Origin of the sequence: Thermotoga sp. Mc24, assembly GCF_000784835.1 — a bacterium.
Classification (GTDB): Bacteria; Thermotogota; Thermotogae; order Thermotogales; family Thermotogaceae; genus Thermotoga.
The window spans coordinates 127974-147962 of record NZ_JSFH01000002.1; the positions used below are offsets into that span (position 1 = coordinate 127974).

18 protein-coding genes are annotated in these 19989 nt (G+C 45.4%); 4 read left to right on the plus strand and 14 right to left on the minus strand.

Annotated elements, in window-relative coordinates:
* Window positions 1-2 precede the first annotated feature (2 nt).
* Together MC24_RS00625 and MC24_RS00630 are read right to left on the minus strand one after the other, a co-directional pair.
* Window positions 3-1424: an ABC transporter substrate-binding protein gene (locus tag MC24_RS00625; protein WP_008193694.1), complete on the minus strand. Its 1422-nt coding sequence runs from the start codon at window positions 1422-1424 to the stop codon at window positions 3-5.
* Window positions 1425-1465: 41 nt separating this feature from the next.
* Window positions 1466-2485, minus strand: a complete 1020-nt coding sequence (locus MC24_RS00630) for an NAD(P)-dependent alcohol dehydrogenase (protein ID WP_008193698.1) — start codon at window positions 2483-2485, stop codon at window positions 1466-1468.
* A gap of 85 nt (window positions 2486-2570) precedes the next feature.
* Here MC24_RS00630 and MC24_RS00635 point away from each other — a divergent pair, with 85 nt between their 5' ends.
* The 3 genes from MC24_RS00635 to fsa all read left to right on the plus strand — a co-directional run bounded on the left by MC24_RS00635 (window position 2571) and on the right by fsa (window position 5483).
* A complete protein-coding gene (locus MC24_RS00635) occupies window positions 2571-3764 on the plus strand; it encodes a LacI family DNA-binding transcriptional regulator (RefSeq protein ID WP_008193701.1) in 1194 nt (397 codons plus the stop codon).
* Between the two features lie 13 nt (window positions 3765-3777).
* A complete protein-coding gene (locus MC24_RS00640) occupies window positions 3778-4728 on the plus strand; it encodes a carbohydrate kinase family protein (protein WP_038051538.1) in 951 nt (316 codons plus the stop codon).
* Window positions 4729-4826: 98 nt separating this feature from the next.
* On the plus strand, window positions 4827-5483 hold the full coding sequence (gene fsa / locus MC24_RS00645; protein ID WP_004083013.1) for a fructose-6-phosphate aldolase: 657 nt from the start codon (window positions 4827-4829) through the stop codon (window positions 5481-5483).
* 25 nt (window positions 5484-5508) lie between these two features.
* Here fsa and proB read toward each other — a convergent pair whose 3' ends face one another.
* The 5 genes from proB to MC24_RS00670 are packed head-to-tail and all read right to left on the minus strand — an operon-like array spanning window position 5509 to window position 10693.
* Complete coding sequence (gene proB, locus MC24_RS00650) at window positions 5509-6564, minus strand: glutamate 5-kinase (RefSeq protein ID WP_038051541.1); 1056 nt, start codon at window positions 6562-6564, stop codon at window positions 5509-5511.
* 2 nt (window positions 6565-6566) lie between these two features.
* Window positions 6567-7814 (minus strand): glutamate-5-semialdehyde dehydrogenase, encoded by a 1248-nt coding sequence (locus MC24_RS00655; RefSeq protein ID WP_038051544.1) that lies wholly within the window; start codon window positions 7812-7814, stop codon window positions 6567-6569.
* Window positions 7815-7826: 12 nt separating this feature from the next.
* Window positions 7827-8327 carry a 3-isopropylmalate dehydratase small subunit gene (locus MC24_RS00660; RefSeq protein WP_004083008.1) on the minus strand — a complete coding sequence of 167 codons (501 nt, stop codon included), beginning with the start codon at window positions 8325-8327 and terminating at the stop codon, window positions 7827-7829.
* Window positions 8328-8340: 13 nt separating this feature from the next.
* Window positions 8341-9597 (minus strand): 3-isopropylmalate dehydratase large subunit, encoded by a 1257-nt coding sequence (locus MC24_RS00665; protein WP_004083007.1) that lies wholly within the window; start codon window positions 9595-9597, stop codon window positions 8341-8343.
* Window positions 9590-10693 carry a citrate synthase/methylcitrate synthase gene (locus tag MC24_RS00670; RefSeq protein WP_038051547.1) on the minus strand — a complete coding sequence of 368 codons (1104 nt, stop codon included), beginning with the start codon at window positions 10691-10693 and terminating at the stop codon, window positions 9590-9592. The genes MC24_RS00665 and MC24_RS00670 overlap by 8 nt, the downstream gene beginning before the upstream one ends.
* 217 nt (window positions 10694-10910) lie before the next feature.
* Between MC24_RS00670 and pfp the strand changes: the two genes are divergently transcribed.
* Window positions 10911-12170: a diphosphate--fructose-6-phosphate 1-phosphotransferase gene (gene pfp, locus MC24_RS00675; protein WP_004083005.1), complete on the plus strand. Its 1260-nt coding sequence runs from the start codon at window positions 10911-10913 to the stop codon at window positions 12168-12170.
* A gap of 26 nt (window positions 12171-12196) precedes the next feature.
* Here the strand turns inward: pfp and MC24_RS00680 are convergent, their stop codons facing one another.
* From MC24_RS00680 to MC24_RS00710, 7 genes are all read right to left on the minus strand, one after another.
* The gene (locus MC24_RS00680; RefSeq protein ID WP_038051549.1) at window positions 12197-13993 is read right to left on the minus strand and encodes an ABC transporter ATP-binding protein; all 1797 of its coding nucleotides are present in this window, start codon (window positions 13991-13993) and stop codon (window positions 12197-12199) included.
* A complete protein-coding gene (locus MC24_RS00685) occupies window positions 13986-15719 on the minus strand; it encodes an ABC transporter ATP-binding protein (RefSeq protein ID WP_012896234.1) in 1734 nt (577 codons plus the stop codon). Before MC24_RS00685 ends, MC24_RS00680 begins: the two co-directional genes overlap by 8 nt.
* Window positions 15716-16168, minus strand: a complete 453-nt coding sequence (locus tag MC24_RS00690; RefSeq protein ID WP_004082997.1) for a PadR family transcriptional regulator — start codon at window positions 16166-16168, stop codon at window positions 15716-15718. Before MC24_RS00690 ends, MC24_RS00685 begins: the two co-directional genes overlap by 4 nt.
* A gap of 67 nt (window positions 16169-16235) precedes the next feature.
* Complete coding sequence (locus MC24_RS00695; RefSeq protein ID WP_029683299.1) at window positions 16236-17447, minus strand: sn-glycerol-1-phosphate dehydrogenase; 1212 nt, start codon at window positions 17445-17447, stop codon at window positions 16236-16238.
* 3 nt (window positions 17448-17450) lie between these two features.
* Window positions 17451-18971, minus strand: coding sequence for an FGGY-family carbohydrate kinase (locus MC24_RS00700; protein ID WP_004082994.1), 1521 nt, complete (start codon window positions 18969-18971; stop codon window positions 17451-17453).
* An 11-nt stretch (window positions 18972-18982) separates the two neighbouring features.
* Complete coding sequence (locus MC24_RS00705; RefSeq protein ID WP_004082992.1) at window positions 18983-19621, minus strand: L-ribulose-5-phosphate 4-epimerase; 639 nt, start codon at window positions 19619-19621, stop codon at window positions 18983-18985.
* Between the two features lie 22 nt (window positions 19622-19643).
* The coding region (locus MC24_RS00710) for an ATP-binding cassette domain-containing protein (protein WP_038051551.1) at window positions 19644-19989 on the minus strand (346 nt) is incomplete at its 5' end.

The window sequence follows — 19989 nt, forward strand, 5'->3', positions numbered from 1 at the left end:
TTTCAATATCCTAGTTCTGCAAGTGTTTCATCGATCTTTTTAGCTAGTTCGTCCAGAGCTTCATCAGGTGATATTTCCCCTCTCAGAGCTCTTGCAATGTACGGATATCCCATATCAACAATTATGGAGTGGAATGGGAATGGAGGAGCACCTGCAAACAACTTACCGTATTTTTCCATGAAGGAGAAATAATAGCTGAATTTAGGATCAGCCTTTTTAAGCTCTGGATCTTCAAACGTACTTTTTCTTACTACCCTCCCAGTTGCTAGAGCAAATGGGACTTGATTTTCCTTTGCGGTAACCCACTGAATGAACAGTAAGGCAGCTTCTTTGTGCTTAGAAGTTTTTGGTATTCCAAATGCACCTCCATCATAGTAACCAATGTAACCTCTTCCTTTAATGGCATCTTCCTTTACCTCAGGATAAGCAGGCGGGAGCGCTACTCCAATTTTCCCAACCACTTTAGAACGCGCTTCATCAGTAGCTATCCAACAAACATTCTCTCCGTATACAAATCCTTGAGCAGCTCGACCAGCAGCCATTGTAGCTGCCACTTCATCCCATGTACTCTGCAATGCTTCAGGCGGTGCATATTTCACTAACTCCACCCACCATCTTAAAGCTTTCTTTGCTTTTTCACCATTGAGCTGTCCTCCATTTTCAACGGAGGCTCGATAGTTATTCAAGTTAATACCCCAATTATAGACACCAAACATAGGAAGTATAGTCTCTACAAATTCATAGAAACAAGATGGATGAGAAGCTCCCTGCACAGTTGTACCCCAAAGCTCCAAATTATGTTTTTGAGCATATTCAGTGAAAAATTTCGCTATTTCCAGATATTCTTCAGGAGTTTTTGCAGGTTCCAATTCCTTGCCGTATTTTTCCTTATATTCTTTCCTTACGTTAGGATCATCAAAAAGATCTTTTCGATAAACATATGGTTTTACAAAAGCTTCAAATGGCAAACCAAAAAGATGACCTGTTTTAGGATCTTTGAAATAGTTTATAAAGTTGGTGAAATCTTCAAGATCAAGTTCTAGGTGAACGAGGTTCGATTTCTCTTTCATAAAAGCAGTTAGATCAGTCAAAAAACCTCGGTGTAGATACGAATATATGATGTCTTGTTCAACGTAAACAAAATCATAAACACCCGTTCCCATTTCCATATCTTTTATAGACTTATCGTACATCTGATCCCAAGATGTTGTTTCAAGAATGACTTTAATACCTGTTTCCTTTTCAAACAACGGTGCTAAAACTTCCTTAATGTACTTAGAAGGAGGGGTACTTTCGCTAATCCCTCTTATGGTTATTCCTTTGTACGGCTTTGCTGCTTCTGCCCACCACGAATTTTGGGAAAAACTAAGAATGGCCACTACCAATAACGCACTTAAAACAACCTTCGTAACAAACTTCTTCATACAAAACACCTCCTCTATGAAATATCGATCTTTCTCACCGATTATTCGTTAACAACCATAACTTTGACCACATTTGATCTATGATTTATAGCATATTCAAAGGCTCCTGCTAAATTATCCAAATTAAAATATTTGGAAATCAAAGATTTTAACACAAATTTTCCTTCAGAAATCAATTTTATGGCTCTGGGATAGGTGTTTGCATACCTGAAAACTGTCTCTATCCTAGCTTCTTTGGCAATCAACTCATTGACATTCAGGGGAACAGTGTTTGAAGGAGGTAAACCTACTAAAATTCCCGTTCCTCCTCTCGAAAGAAGATAAGGCACTTCAGAAACAGTTGTTTCACTGCCGGCTGTTTCAAAAACAACATCAAAACTGTTATGAAAAGCCTCATAATCTTCTCTTTTTTCCACTATTGCTACTCTTTTCGCCCCTAAATTCTTCGCAATTTCCAATTTCGAAGGAAAGATATCAAAAACTGTTACATCTGTTACTCCCACCGCTTTTAAACTTTGAAACACCATAATTCCGATGGTTCCTGAACCAAGTATTGCAACTTTGTGTTCGGGTTTGACTCCCGATCGTTCGACTGCCCACAATCCCACCGATAGAGGCTCTATCATTGCTCCCTCTTCATATGAGACGTTTTCTGGAAGTTTAAAGCAAAAATCTGCTGGATGTGTCACGTATTCTCTGAAAGCACCATCAATAGGAGGAGTTGCCCAAAATTTTACATCTGGGCACAGATTGTATCTTCCTGATTTGCAGTATTTACATTTTCTACAAGGTACTTGAGGTTCGATAGCGACTCTGTCACCCAGTTTCAAATCTTCTACTCCCTCTCCTACTTCCACAACTTCACCTGCTGCTTCATGTCCAAGAATAATAGGTTTTTCAACTACGAAATTTCCTATTCTCCCATGCTGGTAGTAATGAATATCGGAACCGCATATCCCTACTGCTTTAATCCTTATTAACACTTCGCCAGGGCCAGGAGAGGGAATTTCAATCTCTCTCATTTCAAATTCTTTAGGTCTCACCAGATAAACTGCTTTCATGTTATCACTCCTTCTGTAACCTTCATCATTTTTTGGTAACTCAAACGTTTGCTTTCACCGTTATTTTACATAGAGATTTGTTCAAATGTCAAGGGCCAAAATTCCCTATTTTTCATACTCATTAACCATTATCCTTGATTATTTTGAATTACTGCCCATTTTCTTTCTTTTTCTCATGCTTTTGATTACATATTGCCACGTAATAAGACATAATGCTAAAATAAAAAGCGAAAAACAGAAAATAAGATTTGGAGGTGATAATTTGAAAGGAATTTCTTTAAAAGATATTGCTCAACGATTGAACGTTTCTGTTTCAACGGTTTCTCGCGCTTTAAACGGAAAGCCTGGCGTCAGCAAACGTTTGCGTGAAAAAATTATAAAACTCGCCGAAGAACTAGGATACACACCCAATCCATTGGCAATCGGTTTGAAGAGCGGTACAACAAAATTGGTAGGAATTCTTGTTCCTGAGTTAAAGGGTGATTTTTTTGCTCTAATAGTTGAAAGTGTAGAAAGAGCATTGTACCATCTTGGGTATCGATTGTTGCTTTGCCCCACCGAAGACGATCCAAAAAAGGAGGAAGAACATCTCAAGATTTTGGTAAATCAAAAAGTCGAAGGAATACTCTCAGCACCTGCGAATTTTAAGGAAAACAAAGAGCTTTACGAGGTAATAATAAACGAATATAAAATCCCTGTTGTATTTTTTGACAGATTGGTTGAAGGAATAGAGACAGATTATGTTATATCTGACAATTCAGAGGGAATGAAGCTATTGATGGACTATTTGATTTCGCGGGGTCATAAAAAAATAGGATTCATTCATCCATTGCGAGGTATCTACACTTCTGAAATTCGTTTGAAAACTTTCCTTGAGTACAAAGACAAAATAGTCTTCAAAGAAGAATGGTTAATTGATGGAAAATCTTCAGAAGAAGATGCAAGGGAAGCTTTCCTCAACCTCATGCGTTCAAAAGAAAGGCCAACAGCAGTGATAATAGGTAGCTATCATATGACCCTTGGTTGTTTGAGAGCTGCAAAAGAAATGGCTTTGAAAATACCAGAAGATGTTTCAATAGTGAGCTTCGATGATGCACCATGGAATGAAATATTTGAACCCCCCATCACCTGTGTTTCACAAGATCCCAGAGAGATAGGATTAATTGCTGCTACCATTCTATTGAATAAACTAAAAAATAAAAAGCATAACAACACCAAAATGCAAATTGTTTTAAAAGTGAAATTCTTAAAAAGACTTTCTGTATCGACAATAAAGTGAGGGAGGTACTATCATGGCTACCATCCTCTGTACCGGCGAAATCCTCATCGATTTCATCTCAGAGGACAAAGGAAAGAACCTTTCACAGAGTGAGCTCTTCAGAAAAAAAGCGGGAGGTTCTCCCCTGAACGTCGCCGTTGCCCTCAGAAGACTGGGAAGAGAAGTTTCCTTTCTCGGAAAACTTGGAGGAGACCAGTTCTCCGAGTTCCTACTTGAGGTGATGAAAAAAGAAGGCATAGACACAACACACATCATCTTCGATTCTTCTTGTAAGACTACCCTCGCTTTTGTGGCAAGAGACGCTCAGGGAAATCCGGATTTCGTCTTCTTCAGAGAAAAACCAGCCGATACGAATCTGAGACCGGAAGAAGTGAACATCAACCCCGCACAATTTTCTTTCCTTCACATCGGATCATATTCTCTTGCCGTTGAACCATCGAGAAGCGCCTATTTGAAAGTGATGGAAACGTTTTTGGAAGAAGGGAAGCCCGTCTCTTACGATCCGAACGTGAGACCCTCACTGATAGAAGACAGAAACACCTTCGTGAAGGACTTTCTCGAGATCTCTTCGAAGGTAGATATTGTGAAACTCAGCGACAAGGATCTGGAATACATCTTCCAGGAAGATTTAGAAACGGCCGTTGACAGAATTCCGATCAAGGAAAACGGCCTGCTTTTTGTGACCATGGGAGAAAGGGGATGTCTTGTGAAGTTCAAAGGAGAAAAACGTGTGGTTTCTTCTTTCAAAGTAAAACCTGTGGATGCTACGGGATGCGGAGACTCGTTCACAGCCGCAGTGATACACAAGTATCTGGAGAAAACACCTGAAACGATCGAAGACGCTGTCGAGATTGGAAAGTTCGCCAACGCCGTCGCCGCTATCGTTATCACAAGAGTGGGCGGTGTAGATGCGATGCCGGTTTTAGATGAAGTTGAAATGTTTCTATCAAATCAGGAACGTTGAGTTAACTTCTTATCAATCAAAGACTAACAGAGATTTTCAAAAATTCCTATCGAGCTCTTAAAGAAAATAAGGGAGAATAGCTTCTGGGAGGTGAAACGATGAAGATCTTTCTGGACACAGCAAACTTAGAAGAGATCAAAAAAGGTGTCGAATGGGGTATCGTGGATGGAGTAACGACGAACCCAACGCTGATTTCAAAGGAAGGAGCAGAGTTCAAACAGAGAGTAAAAGAGATCTGTGATCTGGTGAAAGGTCCCGTTTCTGCGGAAGTTGTGTCTCTCGACTACGAAGGTATGGTGAGAGAGGCGAGAGAGCTCGCTCAGATCAGCGAATACGTGGTGATCAAAATACCAATGACACCCGATGGCATCAAAGCGGTGAAGACTCTCTCCGCGGAGGGTATAAAGACAAACGTGACACTCGTGTTCAGCCCAGCCCAGGCTATTCTGGCCGCGAAAGCGGGAGCAACTTACGTGAGCCCCTTCGTTGGAAGGATGGACGATCTTTCAAACGACGGGATGAGGATGCTTGGGGAAATCGTCGAGATCTACAACAACTACGGTTTCGAAACCGAGATCATCGCCGCAAGCATCAGACATCCGATGCATGTGGTGGAGGCGGCACTCATGGGTGTGGATATCGTGACGATGCCATTTGCCGTGCTGGAGAAACTCTTCAAACACCCGATGACGGATCTTGGAATAGAAAGGTTCATGGAAGACTGGAAAAAGTATTTGGAGAACCTGAAGAAATAAAGAGCCCGCCACCCGGCGGGCTTTTTTAAGCTACCCACATGTTGTCTATGTGAACGACCACCTTGTTTCCTTCGTATCCGAGGATCTTTTTCAAATCGGAAGATTTGTGACCCGCTATTTTCTCCAGATCCGAAGACGAGTAATTCACGATTCCTCGACCAACGAGTTCTCCTTCTTCGTTCACTATCTCCACCACATCTCCCACATCGAACGCTCCTTCCACACCTGTGACACCAACAGGCAGAAGGCTATTACCGCTTTTGAGTGCTTCTTCAGCTCCTTTGTTTATGTATATCTTCCCCGCAGGTTCTGAGAGAAAGGCAATCCAGGCTTTTTTTGCTTTCAAGCGTCCTTGTGGTTCAAAAACAGTACCGACAGGTTCTCCCTTCACAAACCTTGTGAGATTTGAAACGTCGTTTCCGCTGCATATGGTCGCTTTCACACCGCATTTTGATGCCATCAACGCGGCTTCTATCTTGGATCTGATACCACCAGTTCCCCAACTGCTCTTTCCCATATCTTTCAGTTTCACCGACTCGTCAAATCTTTCGACAAGGTTTCCGTTCTCATCGATGACTCCATCCACCGTTGTGAAAAGCACAAGGAAGTCCGCATCCCAGGCTATCGAGAACATGGCAGCGAGTGTGTCGTTGTCACCGAGTGTGATTTCTTCTGTTGCAACTGTGTCGTTTTCGTTCACGATGGGAACAACGTCGAACTCCGAGAGTCCGATCAGTGTGTTTCTGAGGTTCAGGTACCTTTTTCTGTTGGAAAAAGTGTCCCTTGTGAGCAGGATCTGGGCGATTTTGATGCCATAGAAATCGAAGGCGTTTTCGTACACCTTCATGAGCTGGACCTGTCCCACAGCGCAGAGGGCCTGTTTTATGTGAAGGTCCTGTGTTCTCTTTCCCTTTCCAAGATAAGTAAAGCCCGCTGCGCGGGCCCCAGATGTGATGATGGAAATTTCGTGCCCCTGACCTTTCAAACGTGCAACCTCGCGACAGAGTTCTGCGATGTAAGACTTTCTCAAGCCAGAACTTCCCACAAGCAGGTTGCTTCCAACCTTTACAACGACTTTCATAATCATTCCCTCACATGATACTCTCCAAGAACGACGAATTTGTACGTGGTGAGCTCTCTGAGCCCCACGGGACCTCTTGCGTGGAACCTCTGGGTGCTGATTCCGATCTCGGCACCGAAACCGAACTGCCCGCCGTCTGTGAATCTGGTCGAAGCGTTCACGTAAACAGCCGCCGCATCGATTTCTGAAACGAACTTTTTGGCGTTCGAGTAGTTTTCGGTCAGAATCGATTCGGAATGTCCTGTGGAATATTTCTTTATGTGCTCAATCGCCTCGTCCACACCCTTGACCACCTTGATGGCGATGATGAGATCCAGATACTCGGTGGGCCAGTCCTCTTCAGTAGCCGGTACCACGTCCGGCACGATTTCTCTGGCCTTTTCACAGCCTCTCACTTCGACGCTGTGTTTTCTCAGTTCCTCCACGATCACAGGGAGAAACTCCTTCGCTATCTTCTCATGAACAAGCAGTTTCTCTGCAGCGTTGCAGGTACCGGGCCTTTGTGTCTTCGCGTTTATTATGACCGGAACAGCCTTCTTCAGATCGGCGCTCTCATCGACGAAGATGTGACAGTTTCCAACACCTGTTTCGAGCACCGGAACGGTCGCGTTGTCACGTACAAAGCTGATGAGGCCGTACCCGCCACGTGGAATGACGAGGGAGAGATATTCCCTGAGCCGTATCATCTCAAGAACGAGGGATCTGTCGGTGTTCTCGATGAATTCAACGGAGCTTTCCGGAACCTCGGTTTCTTTGAGCGCTTCCTTTATAGCTGAGACTATCGCCTTGTTCGAATTCAAAGCGTCGGATCCGCCCCTGAGCAGTATGGTGTTACCGCTCTTCAAGGCCAAGATCGTGGTCTCCACGGTGACGTTCGGCCTGGATTCGTAAATGATCCCTATCGGACCGATGGGAACCCTCACTCTCGCTATTCTGAGTCCGTCTTCTCTCACCCAAGAATCGATCACTTCTCCCACGGGATCTTTCAGTCCAATCACCGTCTCACACGCTTTTATCATCTCATCGATTCTTTTATCGTTCAGAGCGAGTCTGTCAACGAGAGACTCCTTCACACCCCGCTCGCGGGCCTTTTCCACGTCGATTCTGTTCGCTTCGAGGATTTCTTTTCTCCTCTCATCGAGTTTCTCGGCTATCTTCTTTATCGCTTTGTTCTTTTCCCTCGTCGTAGCGTTTCTCAGAACATCCCAAGCCTCTCGTACCTTCTTCGCCTTCTCGAGGAGTTCATCCACAATCCTCACCCCCTAAACCTTCGGGAAGGAACCGTGTTTTTTCAGATAGTTCACTATACCGTCTTCTTTCAGTATTTCGAGGAGAAACTTCGGAATTGGAGTGAATCTGTATTCTTTTCCCGTTGTGAGGTTCTTCAAAACACCGTTTTCGAGATCTATCTCAAGTTCGTCTCCCTGGTTGATCTCGTCGACTTCTTTGAGCTCTATGACTGGAAGGCCCACATTGATGGCGTTTCGGTAGAAGATCCTTGCGAAAGACTTCGCCACGATACAGGAAACACCAGCGATCTTTATGATGCGCGCAGCGTGTTCTCTGGAAGAACCAAGTCCGAAGTTCTTGCCAGCCACGATGATGTCACCTTTCTGCACCTTCTTCGCGAAATCCTCCATGGCATCTTCCAGGACGTGTTTTGCGAGCTCCTCGAGATTGTTCCTCAGATGAAAGTACCTTCCAGGCGCTATATGATCAGTCGATATATTGTCACCGAACTTCCAGACTCTTCCCCTTATCATGATTCACCCTCCTTCAAATGAACCTTCTTGGATCTGTGATGTATCCAGTTACCGCGGTGGCTGCCGCCGTTGCAGGAGAAGCGAGGTATATCTCCGCATTGGGATTCCCCATTCTTCCCTTGAAGTTTCTGTTCTGCGTGGAAAGTACCCTCTCTCCGTCTCCAAGAACACCCATGTGAATTCCAACACACGGGCCACAGCCAGGTGGTATAACTGCCGCTCCAAGTTCAACGAATTTCTTGATTATTCCCTTTTCAAGGGCGTCCATGTAGACCTTCCTTGAAGCAGGACCAACGATCAGCCTCACATCCGGATGCTTTCCGTGTTTCTCAAGAATCTTCAAAGCGATCTCAAGATCCTGGAGTCTTCCGTTCGTACAGGTTCCTATGAAAACTTGATCTATCTTTATCTTTTCCTTTTCAACCTCGCTCACCTTTCTCACGTTGTCCACATAGTGAGGCAAAGAGACGAGTGGTTCGAGTGTGGTGGCATCTATCTCTATCTCTGTCTCGTAAACCGCGTCTGGATCTGCTTTCAACTCTCTGAAGTCCTCCTCTCTTCCCATCTTTTTCAGGAACTCTCTGGTCTTCTCATCAGAGGGCATGAGACCCGCTTTCGCTCCCACTTCCACCGCCATGTTGGAGATGGTGAGTCTGTCCTCCACATTCATATTTTCGATACAGCTTCCGTGGAACTCCAACGCTTTGTAAGTTGCGCCGTCGCTTCCCAGAATTCTCGCGATCTCGAGAATGATGTCCTTCGCGTAAACTCCATCCTGTAGCTTCCCGTTCACCACAACTTTGATCGTCTCAGGTACTTTGAACCAGTTCTGTCCAAGCCCGAAGATGATCGCAACATCCGTGGAACCCATTCCTGTTCCGAAAGCACCGAGCCCACCGGCAGTGCAGGTGTGCGAATCCGCACCCGCTACCAGATCGCCGGGCTTCACGTATTTTTCCGCGAGGATTTGATGGGATATTCCGTCTCCCGCATCGAAAACCTTGACTCCCATCTCTTTTCCAAATTCTCTCATCATCTTCTGCGAGTTCGAAAGCTCTTTCCTCGGGCTCGGAGAAGCGTGATCGATGAAGAGGAAGGCCTTCGGGACCTTCACTTCTTTGAAACCGAGTTCTCTGAATTCGTTTATCATCAGAGGGCCTGTTCCATCCTGGGCCATGGCTATATCCACTCTCGCGAGTACGATTTCTCCGGCTTTCACGTCTCTTCCAACATGTTCAGAAAAGATCTTTTCTGCGAGTGTCTTACCCATTCTCATCCCTCCGCTCGATAGGAATGTATTCGACATCCATAGGACCCACGTACTCACTGGTTGGTCTGATCAGCTTGTTGTCACTCACGTATTCGATCACATGAGCGGTCCATCCGACAACACGCGCAGTTGCAAACAGGGCAGTGAACATGTTCCTTGGAAAACCGAGTTCTTCGAAGAGAACGCTCGAATACAGATCCACATTCGGGTATATGTTTTTGATCTTGTTGGAAACGATGTATTCTTCCAGCTTGCTGGCGATTCTGAACAGTTTGCTATCTGGAAAGTGTTCCTGAAGGACTCTCTTCAAAAACACCGCTCTCGGATCGTAAGTTTTGTAAACTCGATGCCCGAATCCCATGATCTTTCTTTTCTCTTTCAGACACTTTTGAACGAACTCTTCCACCCTGTCTTCGCTTCCGATCTCTTCCAGCATGGGTGGAACCTTTTCACTTGCACCACCGTGGAGAGGACCCTTGAGTGCACCGAGAGCCCCTACAATACAGGAATAAAGATCGGAGAGTGTGGAGGCTATCACGAGCGCGGCAAAGGTGGAAGCGTTTATATCCTGCTCCATGAGAAGAATGAACGCAGATTCCAGAAGACGGATCTTTTCGTTTCTCTCTCCGAACATCATGTAGTAGAAGTTCTCAACGTGTGATAAGTCTTTTCTTGGCCTTATCAGTTCTTTTCCTTTAGAGTATCTGTAGTAATACGCCAGTATTGTGGGAAAGACGCTGGCAACCCTGATGGCTTTTTCTCTGAGATCCTCATCGTTCCCATCCATGGAACCGTGAATAGAAAGGAATATCTTCAAAACATCAATGTAATGAAGGTTTTTCGGAAGATGGTAAAGAATTCCAAGGGCTTCTGCAGGAAGCTCTCTGTAATCTACCATTTTCCTTTTGAATTCTTCAAGTTCACTCTTTGCGGGAAGCTCTCCGTACCAGAGAAAGTAGGCTGTTTCTTCGAAAGTCGATTTTTCAGCAAGTTCCTCAACGGGTATTCCTCGATAGTAGAGTCTTCCGTTGATGCCGTCCAGATAACATATCGAACTTTCACATATTTTGACGCCATCCAGTCCTTTTTGTATCAAAATAACACCTCCGTGTTGTATAACTATACACTGGAACGATTAAAAATGAAGGAGGGCTTTGGGAAATTTTACCATACAAACTTGAAGGTAAAGTTAAACAGTACTGCATGGCACAGGCTGGCATTTTAATGCTTTTCATTTCAAAAAAGATTTAACACTTTCGCAGAAAAATTGGTAGAATATGTTTTGAAGACATTAAGCAAGGGGAGGGGTTGAAGTGGCTGAAAGATTGGGGATACTCGTTGGTGGAGGGCCGGCACCTGGAATCAACAGTGTGATAAGTTCTGTTACCATCGAAGCTATAAACAACGGACTCGAAGTGATCGGAATATACGATGGATTCAAACACCTCGTAGAGGGAAAAACGAATATGGTGAAAAAACTTTCCATCGAAGATGTCTCCAGAATCCACATCGAAGGTGGATCCATTCTCAGAACCTCGAGGGTGAATCCTGCCAAATCCGAAGAAACCCTCGAGAAGACAGTTCAGACTCTCAAAAAGCTCGGGATAAAGTATCTTGTTACTATCGGCGGGGACGACACCGCGTTCTCCGCGAGCAAAGTGTGTGAAAGATCGAAGGGCGAAATAAAGGTGGTCCACGTTCCAAAGACTATAGACAACGATCTCCCTCTTCCGGAGAACATGCCCACGTTCGGTTTCGAAACAGCTCGTCACGTAGCCACAGAGCTCGTCTACAATCTCATGCAAGACTCAAGAACAACGAACAGGTGGTACTTTGTGGCCATGATGGGAAGAGAAGCCGGGCACCTCGCTCTCGGCGTTGGAAAAGCGGCGAGTGCAACGATCACGATCATTCCTGAAGAGTTCAAAGAGGGAGTGACGCTCGAAGAAGTGTGCGACGTTCTTGATGGAGCGATTCTCAAGAGAAAACTCATGGGAAGAGACGATGGAGTGGCGGTCATAGGTGAAGGTATCGCAGAAAAGATGGATCCTGAAGAACTCGCCAACATTCCCGGTGTGATAGTCGAAAAAGACCCACACGGACACCTGAGACTTGCAGAGATCCCGCTCGCCACCATTCTGAAACGGGCGATCGAGAGGAGATACGCTGAAAGAGGTGAAAGAATCCACATCGTCGATGTCACAATAGGATACGAACTCAGAAGCGCACGCCCTATACCTTTCGACATAGTATACACCAGAACACTCGGTTACGGTGCAGTGAGATTTCTCCTTGGAGACTATTCCGATCTCCCTGGCGGGATGGTGTGCGTGGTTGGTGGCAGAATCAAGATTCTTCCCTTCGACGCTTTCATGGATCCAAAGACCGGAAGGACAAAGGTGAGAGTGGTGGATGTTCGATCGGAAGATTACAGAGTAGCAAGAAAATACATGATAAGGCTGGAAAAGAAAGATCTCGAAGATCCCGAAACTCTCGAAAAACTAGCAAAGCTCGCAAAGATGGAACCTGAAGAATTCAAAAAGAAATACTGGCATACGACAGAGCTTCCATAAAACTTTCATGAGCCCCATCTCGGGGCTCATTCTTTTTCTACAACGAGACCGTATTGGCTTGTGAAGAGCTCGTAATAAAAGCCTCGCTTTTGAATCAACTCATCGTGTTTTCCCATCTCCACAATTTCTCCGTCTCTTAAAACGATGATCAGATCTGCGTTTTTTATCGTGTTCAATCTGTGAGCTATGATGATGCTGGTCTTCCCCTCCATGAGTTTCCACATGGCTGCCTGTATGCTTTTCTCCGTCTTTGTGTCAACGTTGCTGGTGGCTTCGTCCAGTATCAGGATCTTTGGATTCGCAAGGAAAGCTCTTGTTATGGCAAGAAGCTGTCTTTGACCCTGACTCAGATCTTCACCGTTGTCGGTGAGGACCGTTTCGTAACCCTCAGGCAGGTGCTTTATGAAGTGGTCGGAATGTGTCAGTTTCGCTGCTTCTTTTATTTCTTCGTCGGTAGCGTCAGGATTTCCGTATTTGAGGTTTTCTTTCACGGTTGTGGAAAACAAAATAGTATCCTGAAGGACGATGCCTATGCTGGATCTCAGAGAACTCCTCTTTATTTTTCTTATATCTATACCATCCACGAGGATCTGCCCTCTGTCCACGTCGTAGAATCTCATCAACAGATTCACGATCGTCGTCTTTCCGGACCCTGTGGGACCCACCAGTGCAACCTTCTGACCCGGTTTTATGTGAAAGGTTATGTCTTTAAGAACAGGCTTTTTCTTGTCGTAGGAGAACCAGACATTCTTGAACTCGATTTCTCCTCTGACTTCCCTCAGTTCCACAGCATCAGGATCGTCTTTTTCTTCCTCCAGATCGAGAATCTCAAAGATTCTTTCAGCACTCGCAAGCGCCATCTGGATCATGTTGAACTGGTTAGAAAGCTCGTTCAACGGTCTTGTGAATTGCCTCGTGTAGCCTATGAAGGTGGCTATGGTACCCACTGTGATTATGTCTTTCAAGGCGAGCCATCCTCCAAAACCGCTGATCAGGGCAAATCCGAGGTTGTTGACCATGTTCATCAGAGGGGGGAGAACACCTGAAAAGATCTGAGCCTTCGTTCCCACCTTTCTGAGACTCTCGTTCACCTGGTCGAACTTCTCTATCTCTTTCTCCTCTCGGGTGAAGAGTTTTATCACGCTGAGGCCAGAGATGTCTTCTTCTATGATCCCGTTGAGCTGGCCGAGGACTCTTTGATTTTCGTAGAAGTATTTTCTGGTTCGGCTGGAGACGATCTGCGTGATGAGAACGGTCAAGGGAACTATTGAGAGTGTGACGAGTGAAAGGATCACATTCACTCTGAACATCATGATCACAGCGCCTGCGAGTGTCACAATTCCCGAGAAGAACTGAATGATACTGTTTCCAAGAACGTTGTTTATATTGTCCACATCGTTTATGACTCTGCTTATGATGTCTCCGTGAGGTGTTCTGTCGAAGAAGCCGACCGGAACTCTTTGAAGCTTCTCGAAAAGCTCCTTTCTCAAACGAAAAACAACATCTTGGGAAAGCGTTAACATGATTTTTCCCTGAAGCCAGAAGAGAAGAGACGTAAGCGCATAAATCGTTCCGAGAATCAGCATGTATCTGGGAAGAAGATCGAATTTTCTTGGAACGAAGACAACATCGATCGTTTTTCCTATGAGATACGGTGAGAGAACACCAAGTATGGAAGAAACGGTGACGAAAACAAAGACCATGATCAAAGTGAAAGTGTGAGGTCTCAGATAACCGAGGAGTCTTCTCAACGTGGCCGTGGGATTTTTCAGTGCGGGTTTTTCTAAAATTGGTCCGTGTGGCCTTCTTCTGATCTCAGGCATCGTTCATCACCCCGTTTCCAAACTGGGATTCATATATCTCTCGATAGGGTTTGCAGTGTTCGAGCAACTCTTTGTGGGTGCCAAATCCCGCTACTTTCCCTTCATGAAGGACCAGGATCTTATCGGCGAGAAGAGCCGTTGGGATCTTCTGAGTGATGATGAAGGTCGTACATCCCTTCGTGTATCGCTTCAACCCATCCAGTATTCTTTTCTCAGTTATGGGATCCACTGAACTCGTGCAGTCGTCGAGTATCAGTACCTTTGGTTTTTTTACAAGAGCACGGGCTATGGAAAGTCTCTGTTTCTGACCTCCCGAGAAGTTTCTCCCCCCTCTTTCGACGCGAGAATCGTATCCTTCGGGCAGACTGATTATGAAATCGTGTATCTGAGCGATCTTCGCCGCCTCCACGATTTCATCATCTGTGGCGTCTTCTCTTCCCCATTTCAGGTTCTCTTTGATGGTTCCCGAAAACAGCACGGTTTCCTGAGGAACAACAGATATGTGACTTCTCAGATCTTTCAGCTTCACCGTCCGAACATCCAATTCATCGACTTCCACACGTCCACGCTCTGGATCGATGAGCCTTGGAATGAGGCTCATGAGGGTGGTCTTTCCGGACCCTGTTTCACCCAGAACGGCAACGAGTGATCCTGGTTCAACGGAGAAGTTCACTCCACTGAGAACAGGATCGGTGTTTTCGAAGTATCTGAATTCGACATTTTCGAAGGAAACGCTCCCCTCCACATTTGGAAGTGCTAAGGCGTTGTCCGCTTCTTCAATTGCAGGTTTTTCGTTCAGCACCTCCAGAACTCTCTTTGCAGAAGCACTGGCTCTTACAATGAAATTGAGAATGTTTCCGATCATCATGAGAGAGAACATGATCTGCATGAGGTAATTCGTGTATGCCATGATGCTTCCTATCTCCATCTGGTTGTTTCTAACGAGAACCCCTCCAAACCACAGGACGGCGATCATCCCCATATTCACGATGAATATGAAAAGGGGCAGTGCGAAAACAATGAGTGAAAAGGCACTGATGATGGATCTTCTCAGAGACTCGTTTGCTTTCCGAAAGTTCTCATTCTCGTATTCTTCTCTTCGAAAGGCCCTCACTACCCTGACACCCAGGAGATTTTCTCTCACGACTCTGTTGACCTCGTCGGTGCTCTCTTGAATCTTTCGAAAAAGAGGATTCCCTTTCTTAGTGAGCCACACAAAGAGGAGAACGATGGGAGGTATCAAAAAGATCAAAACGGAAGAAAGCTTCACGTTGATAGACACTGCCATGACTATTCCACCCACAAAGAGAAGAGGCGCTCTGACAACGATCCTGAGAAGCATCATCACCAAGTTTTGAAGCTGCGTGACGTCGTTGGTGAGACGCGTTATCAAAGATGAAGTGTGGAATCTGTTCACATTGGAAATAGAAAAACTCAGAACTTTTCTGAAGAGATCTCGCCTCAAGTCGGCTCCAAAGTTCTGACTGGCGTAGCTCGCAAAGACCGTGCAGCCTATTCCTCCCACCGCACCTATCAGTGCCACTATCAACATGAGGATCCCTGTTTTCAAAACCAGAGAAAAGTCTCCACGCGCGATTCCTTCGTCGACGATACGTGCCAAAAGAGTGGGTTGTGAAAGATCACATATCACTTCTACAACCATGAAAAGCGGTGCGAGAACGGCGAATAGCCAGTAAGGTTTTAAATATCTGGCGAGTGTTTTCATTTCGAGTTTTTCCCTCCGTAGATGATGTTGTATACGTTCCTTTCAAAGTCTTCCGTGGCGTGTTTTAATTTCTTCTTTTGTTCCGGTGTGAGATCTTTCGCGTTTTTGAAAATCACATCCACTACATTTCTCAAGGAAAGACCACAAATTTCAGAAAAGACTCTGAATCTCTCTGCGAAATCCAGTGCCTTCTTGATTTCCTCTTTGTGTTCTTCCAGGTACTTTCTCCCCTTATCAGTCAAACGGTAAACCTTTCTTTTCCCCTCGTTGTATGTTTCGATGTATTTCTGCTTCCTGAGGGAAGAGAGTATCGGGTAGAGCGCACCAGGACTCGGAGGCTCTGCCCCTATTATCTGGGAGATCTTCTTCATTATGTAGTACCCATGAGAGGGTTGTTGAGAAATTATGTGAAGAACCAGAAATTTCAGATGCCCTTTCGTATCTCTCATACTGTCACCAGATATATCTATAGAGTTATGATTTTCAACAAGAATTATACCGGATTTCTGGAATATCTCAAAACACCATTTCGGAAAAATTCTTGAGGATCTTCATCTCATCAAAGACATCCAAGATGGTGAACCTGTCCCTTATGGTGTTTGCGAGACGTACAACTCTTGACAGAAAGTCTTTGCTGTAACTGTTGATCACTGAGTTCACATCTATAGTCTCAAGAGTTCTTTTGAGATGGGGGAAAAACTCCCAGTAAATATCCTCCAATGGTTCTCCGACTATATCTGCTTCGATTTTTGGGAATTTCTTCTCAGCGTATGTTTTTAAAAATTCTTCTACTTTTCTTTCTTCGAAGAGCTCAAGAAGTTCTTTCCTTCTTTCCTCAATGGAGTAGTCTTTTAGAGGTATCTCTTTCTTCTCTACAAGTGCCTCGTACGCCTTCATCGAAACAAAAACTCCTATCATCACTGTCAAGCCATGGAAAGGAGGCATCTCCCCTTTTTCTTCGTGAAACATCTCTATCAGATGGGAAACCATGTGTTCTGCACCGGACGCCGGCCTTGAATTTCCCATGATGACCATGTTGATTCCTGAAACAAGATGGGCCTCCATGAGTGTTTTGATGGCATTTCTTTCCCTGTTGAGAATGTCTTTTGACTTCAAAAGAATTTCTTTCAACAGATCTTTCATGTCGTTCCAGACGAAGTCACAGATGTATTCACCCGTAACGATATGTGAGAGAATCCAATCCATTCTTGCGGGAATCTTGGCAACAATGTCTCCTACACCAGCCCTCAAAAGGTCCATTGGTGCGTTTCTCAACACCTCGATATCTAAAAGGATTCTCCTGGGGGGAATCGCCATGAAGGTCTTTTTCACACCGTTCACCAGGATGGGCGCCACGGTGGAAGTATAAGCATCCACAGAAGGCGCTGTAGGAACACACGAGAAACGCTTTCCAGAAAGATATGCCGCGTATCTTGCTATGTCTGTGAGGCTGCCAGATCCAATCGATACGATCTCTGGGAAATCTCCAGATGCTTTCACTATTTTTTCAACGTTTTCCATCGTTGCAAGGGGTCTTCTCTCGTTGAAAACGAAAGACCGCTTCCCGGGCAAGTCCACCAGGGAAGCGGTGTTCAGGTCTGCTATGAAAAACGCATCCGAAAAAACATCCGGTGCCTCTCTTATGGATGCCTCCAGGATTTCTATATTCGGAACCTCATGAGTTTTCCCGCAACTGCACTCGAAGGTTTTTCCCAGGATATCCTTCATCCCTCACAACCTCGCCATCAGGTCTTTTGTTCTCTCATAGAGCTCTCTGTATATTTCGTAGTACCTGTCGTAGATCTTCTTGTTCTCCGGATCTGGCTCCACGGGATCTCTGTATTTCACCCACTCTTTTATTCTCTCGGGCTTGTCTATAACGCCTGTTCCGAGTCCCGCAAGGAAGGCATCTCCGTAAGGAGCCTCCACAAGGCTTGCAACCTGCCTCATTTTGAAACCGGTGACATCCGCGAATATTTTAACCCACACGGAAGATTTGGAAACACCACCGACGATCCAGCATTCGTCGTTCAGTTTCAAACCAGCTTTCAAACCCTCTTCCATGTTGTGTCTCAGGGCATACGCTCCTCCTTCCATTAGTGCCCTGTAGAGGTGTGCTCTCTTGTGATAGAGAGTGACCCCAAAGAACACACCCCTTGCGGTAGGATCCCATATCGGAGATCTTTCACCCATGAAGTATGGAAGAACGATGATACCCTCGCTTCCAGCAGGGATGTTTGCTACCTCCTTGTCAAAGAGCTGGTACGGTGAGATGCCAGTTCTTTCACCGACGATTGTCTCGCTCTCACCGAACTGTTCTTTAAACCACCTGGCGAGAGCCCCCGTTGTAGCGGACCCTCCAAATGTGTAGATCCTTTCAGTGTCGTAAACCACATAAGGATAATTCACAAGCCCGAAAGCCAGTTTCGAACCATCGTGGACCGTTCCCCAGCAGGTGGAAGTACCCACCATCGCAACGTGTTCTCCCTCCTCAAGTGCACCGGCAGAAAGCTGGGCAACTGGAGCGTCTATTCCACCGGCCACTACGGGTGTTCCCTCAAGGAGTCCGCACAATTCTGAAGCTTCTTTCGTCACTCTTCCAACCACGTCAGAAGACTTCACTATTCTCTCGGGGAGAAACTCAATTGGTATTCCGAGAACATCGCACATCTCCTTGGACCAGGTGAGCTTTCTGATGTCAAAAACACCACCCAGGTTTCCAGCAGAGGAATAGTCGATGACAACTTCTCCCGTCATTTGATAGATCACGTAGTCCTTAGGAGTGATGAACTTGTAGATCTTTTCCCAGATCTCTGGTTCGTTGTTTCTGATCCACATGATTTTCGTAAAGCCAAAGTACGAATCCACGTAATTTCCTGTGATTTCGAAGAGCTTTTCCTTGGGAACGTTCTGTTTCACCCACTCCGTCTCTTTCACCGCTCTTCTGTCCATCCAGATGAGGCAGGGTCTGAGGGGTTGCATGTTCCTGTCAACTGGAATGCCCGATCCACCGTAGAGCCCGCTAATGGCAATCCCAGCTATTTCTTTCTTCGATACCCCAGATTTCTCCACCACTTCTTTTACAGTTTCAAAGACTGCTTTAACCCAGACATCAGGCCACTGTTCTGCCCAGTTTGGTTTTGGAGTTATGACTTCGTACTCTCTGAAAGCCTCAGCGAGTACTTCTCCTTTTTCGTTCACAATGACGGATTTCGTCCCCTGAGTTCCTATATCACTTCCGATGAGGTACATGTTCCCCCTCCTCACTTCTGACCGTACTTGGTGTGGTACTGATTGTAGAGATGATCCACCTCGTCAGGTGGCAATGGTGTGGGTTTTCCTGCAAGTGTCGCAAAGTACGCTGCCTTTGCTACCTCCTCAAGGAAAATCGCCTTTTTCACCGCATCGTCCACAGAGGTCCCCACGATCATAACACCGTGTTTTCTGAGAAGAACAGCACCGGATTTTCCAATCACTTTCACAACAGCTTTTCCAATCGCCTCGGATCCTACAGGAGCGTATTCTGTAAGAGGAATCTCCTCTCCGAAAACATCCGCATGTGCCGTGCAAAGAACGGGGATTGATTTTTCGAGAATTGCCCACACCATAGCGAATGTTGAATGAGTGTGAATCACGGATTTTGCCCAGTCGAGGTGTTTGTAGAGATACAGATGTGTGGCTGTGTCAACAGAGGGTTTCTTCTCTCCCTCGATCACGTTTCCTTCAAGGTCCACCACGACGAAGTCTTCTGGTTTCAGCTCGGTGTATGGAACACCGGAGGGCTTTATCAGAACATGATCACCGATTCTCACACTCACGTTACCGCTTGTGTAAGCGACAAGACCGTATTTTTCCAACAGAAGATGGGCATTGTATAGCTCTTTCCTTTCTTTTTCGTACATGATCTCTCCTCCTTGCTATAAGTTACAAATTCAACCCAGCAGCGAGTTTCATAACTTTTTCTTGAGAAGCATCTTTGGCATCAATGATACCAGCGAGTTTTCCAAAGCTCATCACAGCGATTCTGTCACTCATTTGAAGAACTTCAGGAAGTTCAGACGAGATCATGATGACACCTACTCCTTCTTTTGCAAGCTGTGACATGATCCTGTATATCTCTGCCTTTGCCCCTACATCTATTCCTCGTGTCGGTTCGTCCAGTATGAGAATCTTCGGTTTCAAAGCAAGCCATTTCGCAAGTACTACTTTCTGCTGGTTGCCACCAGAAAGATACAACACCTTCCTGTCTGGATACGGTGGCCTTATGTCA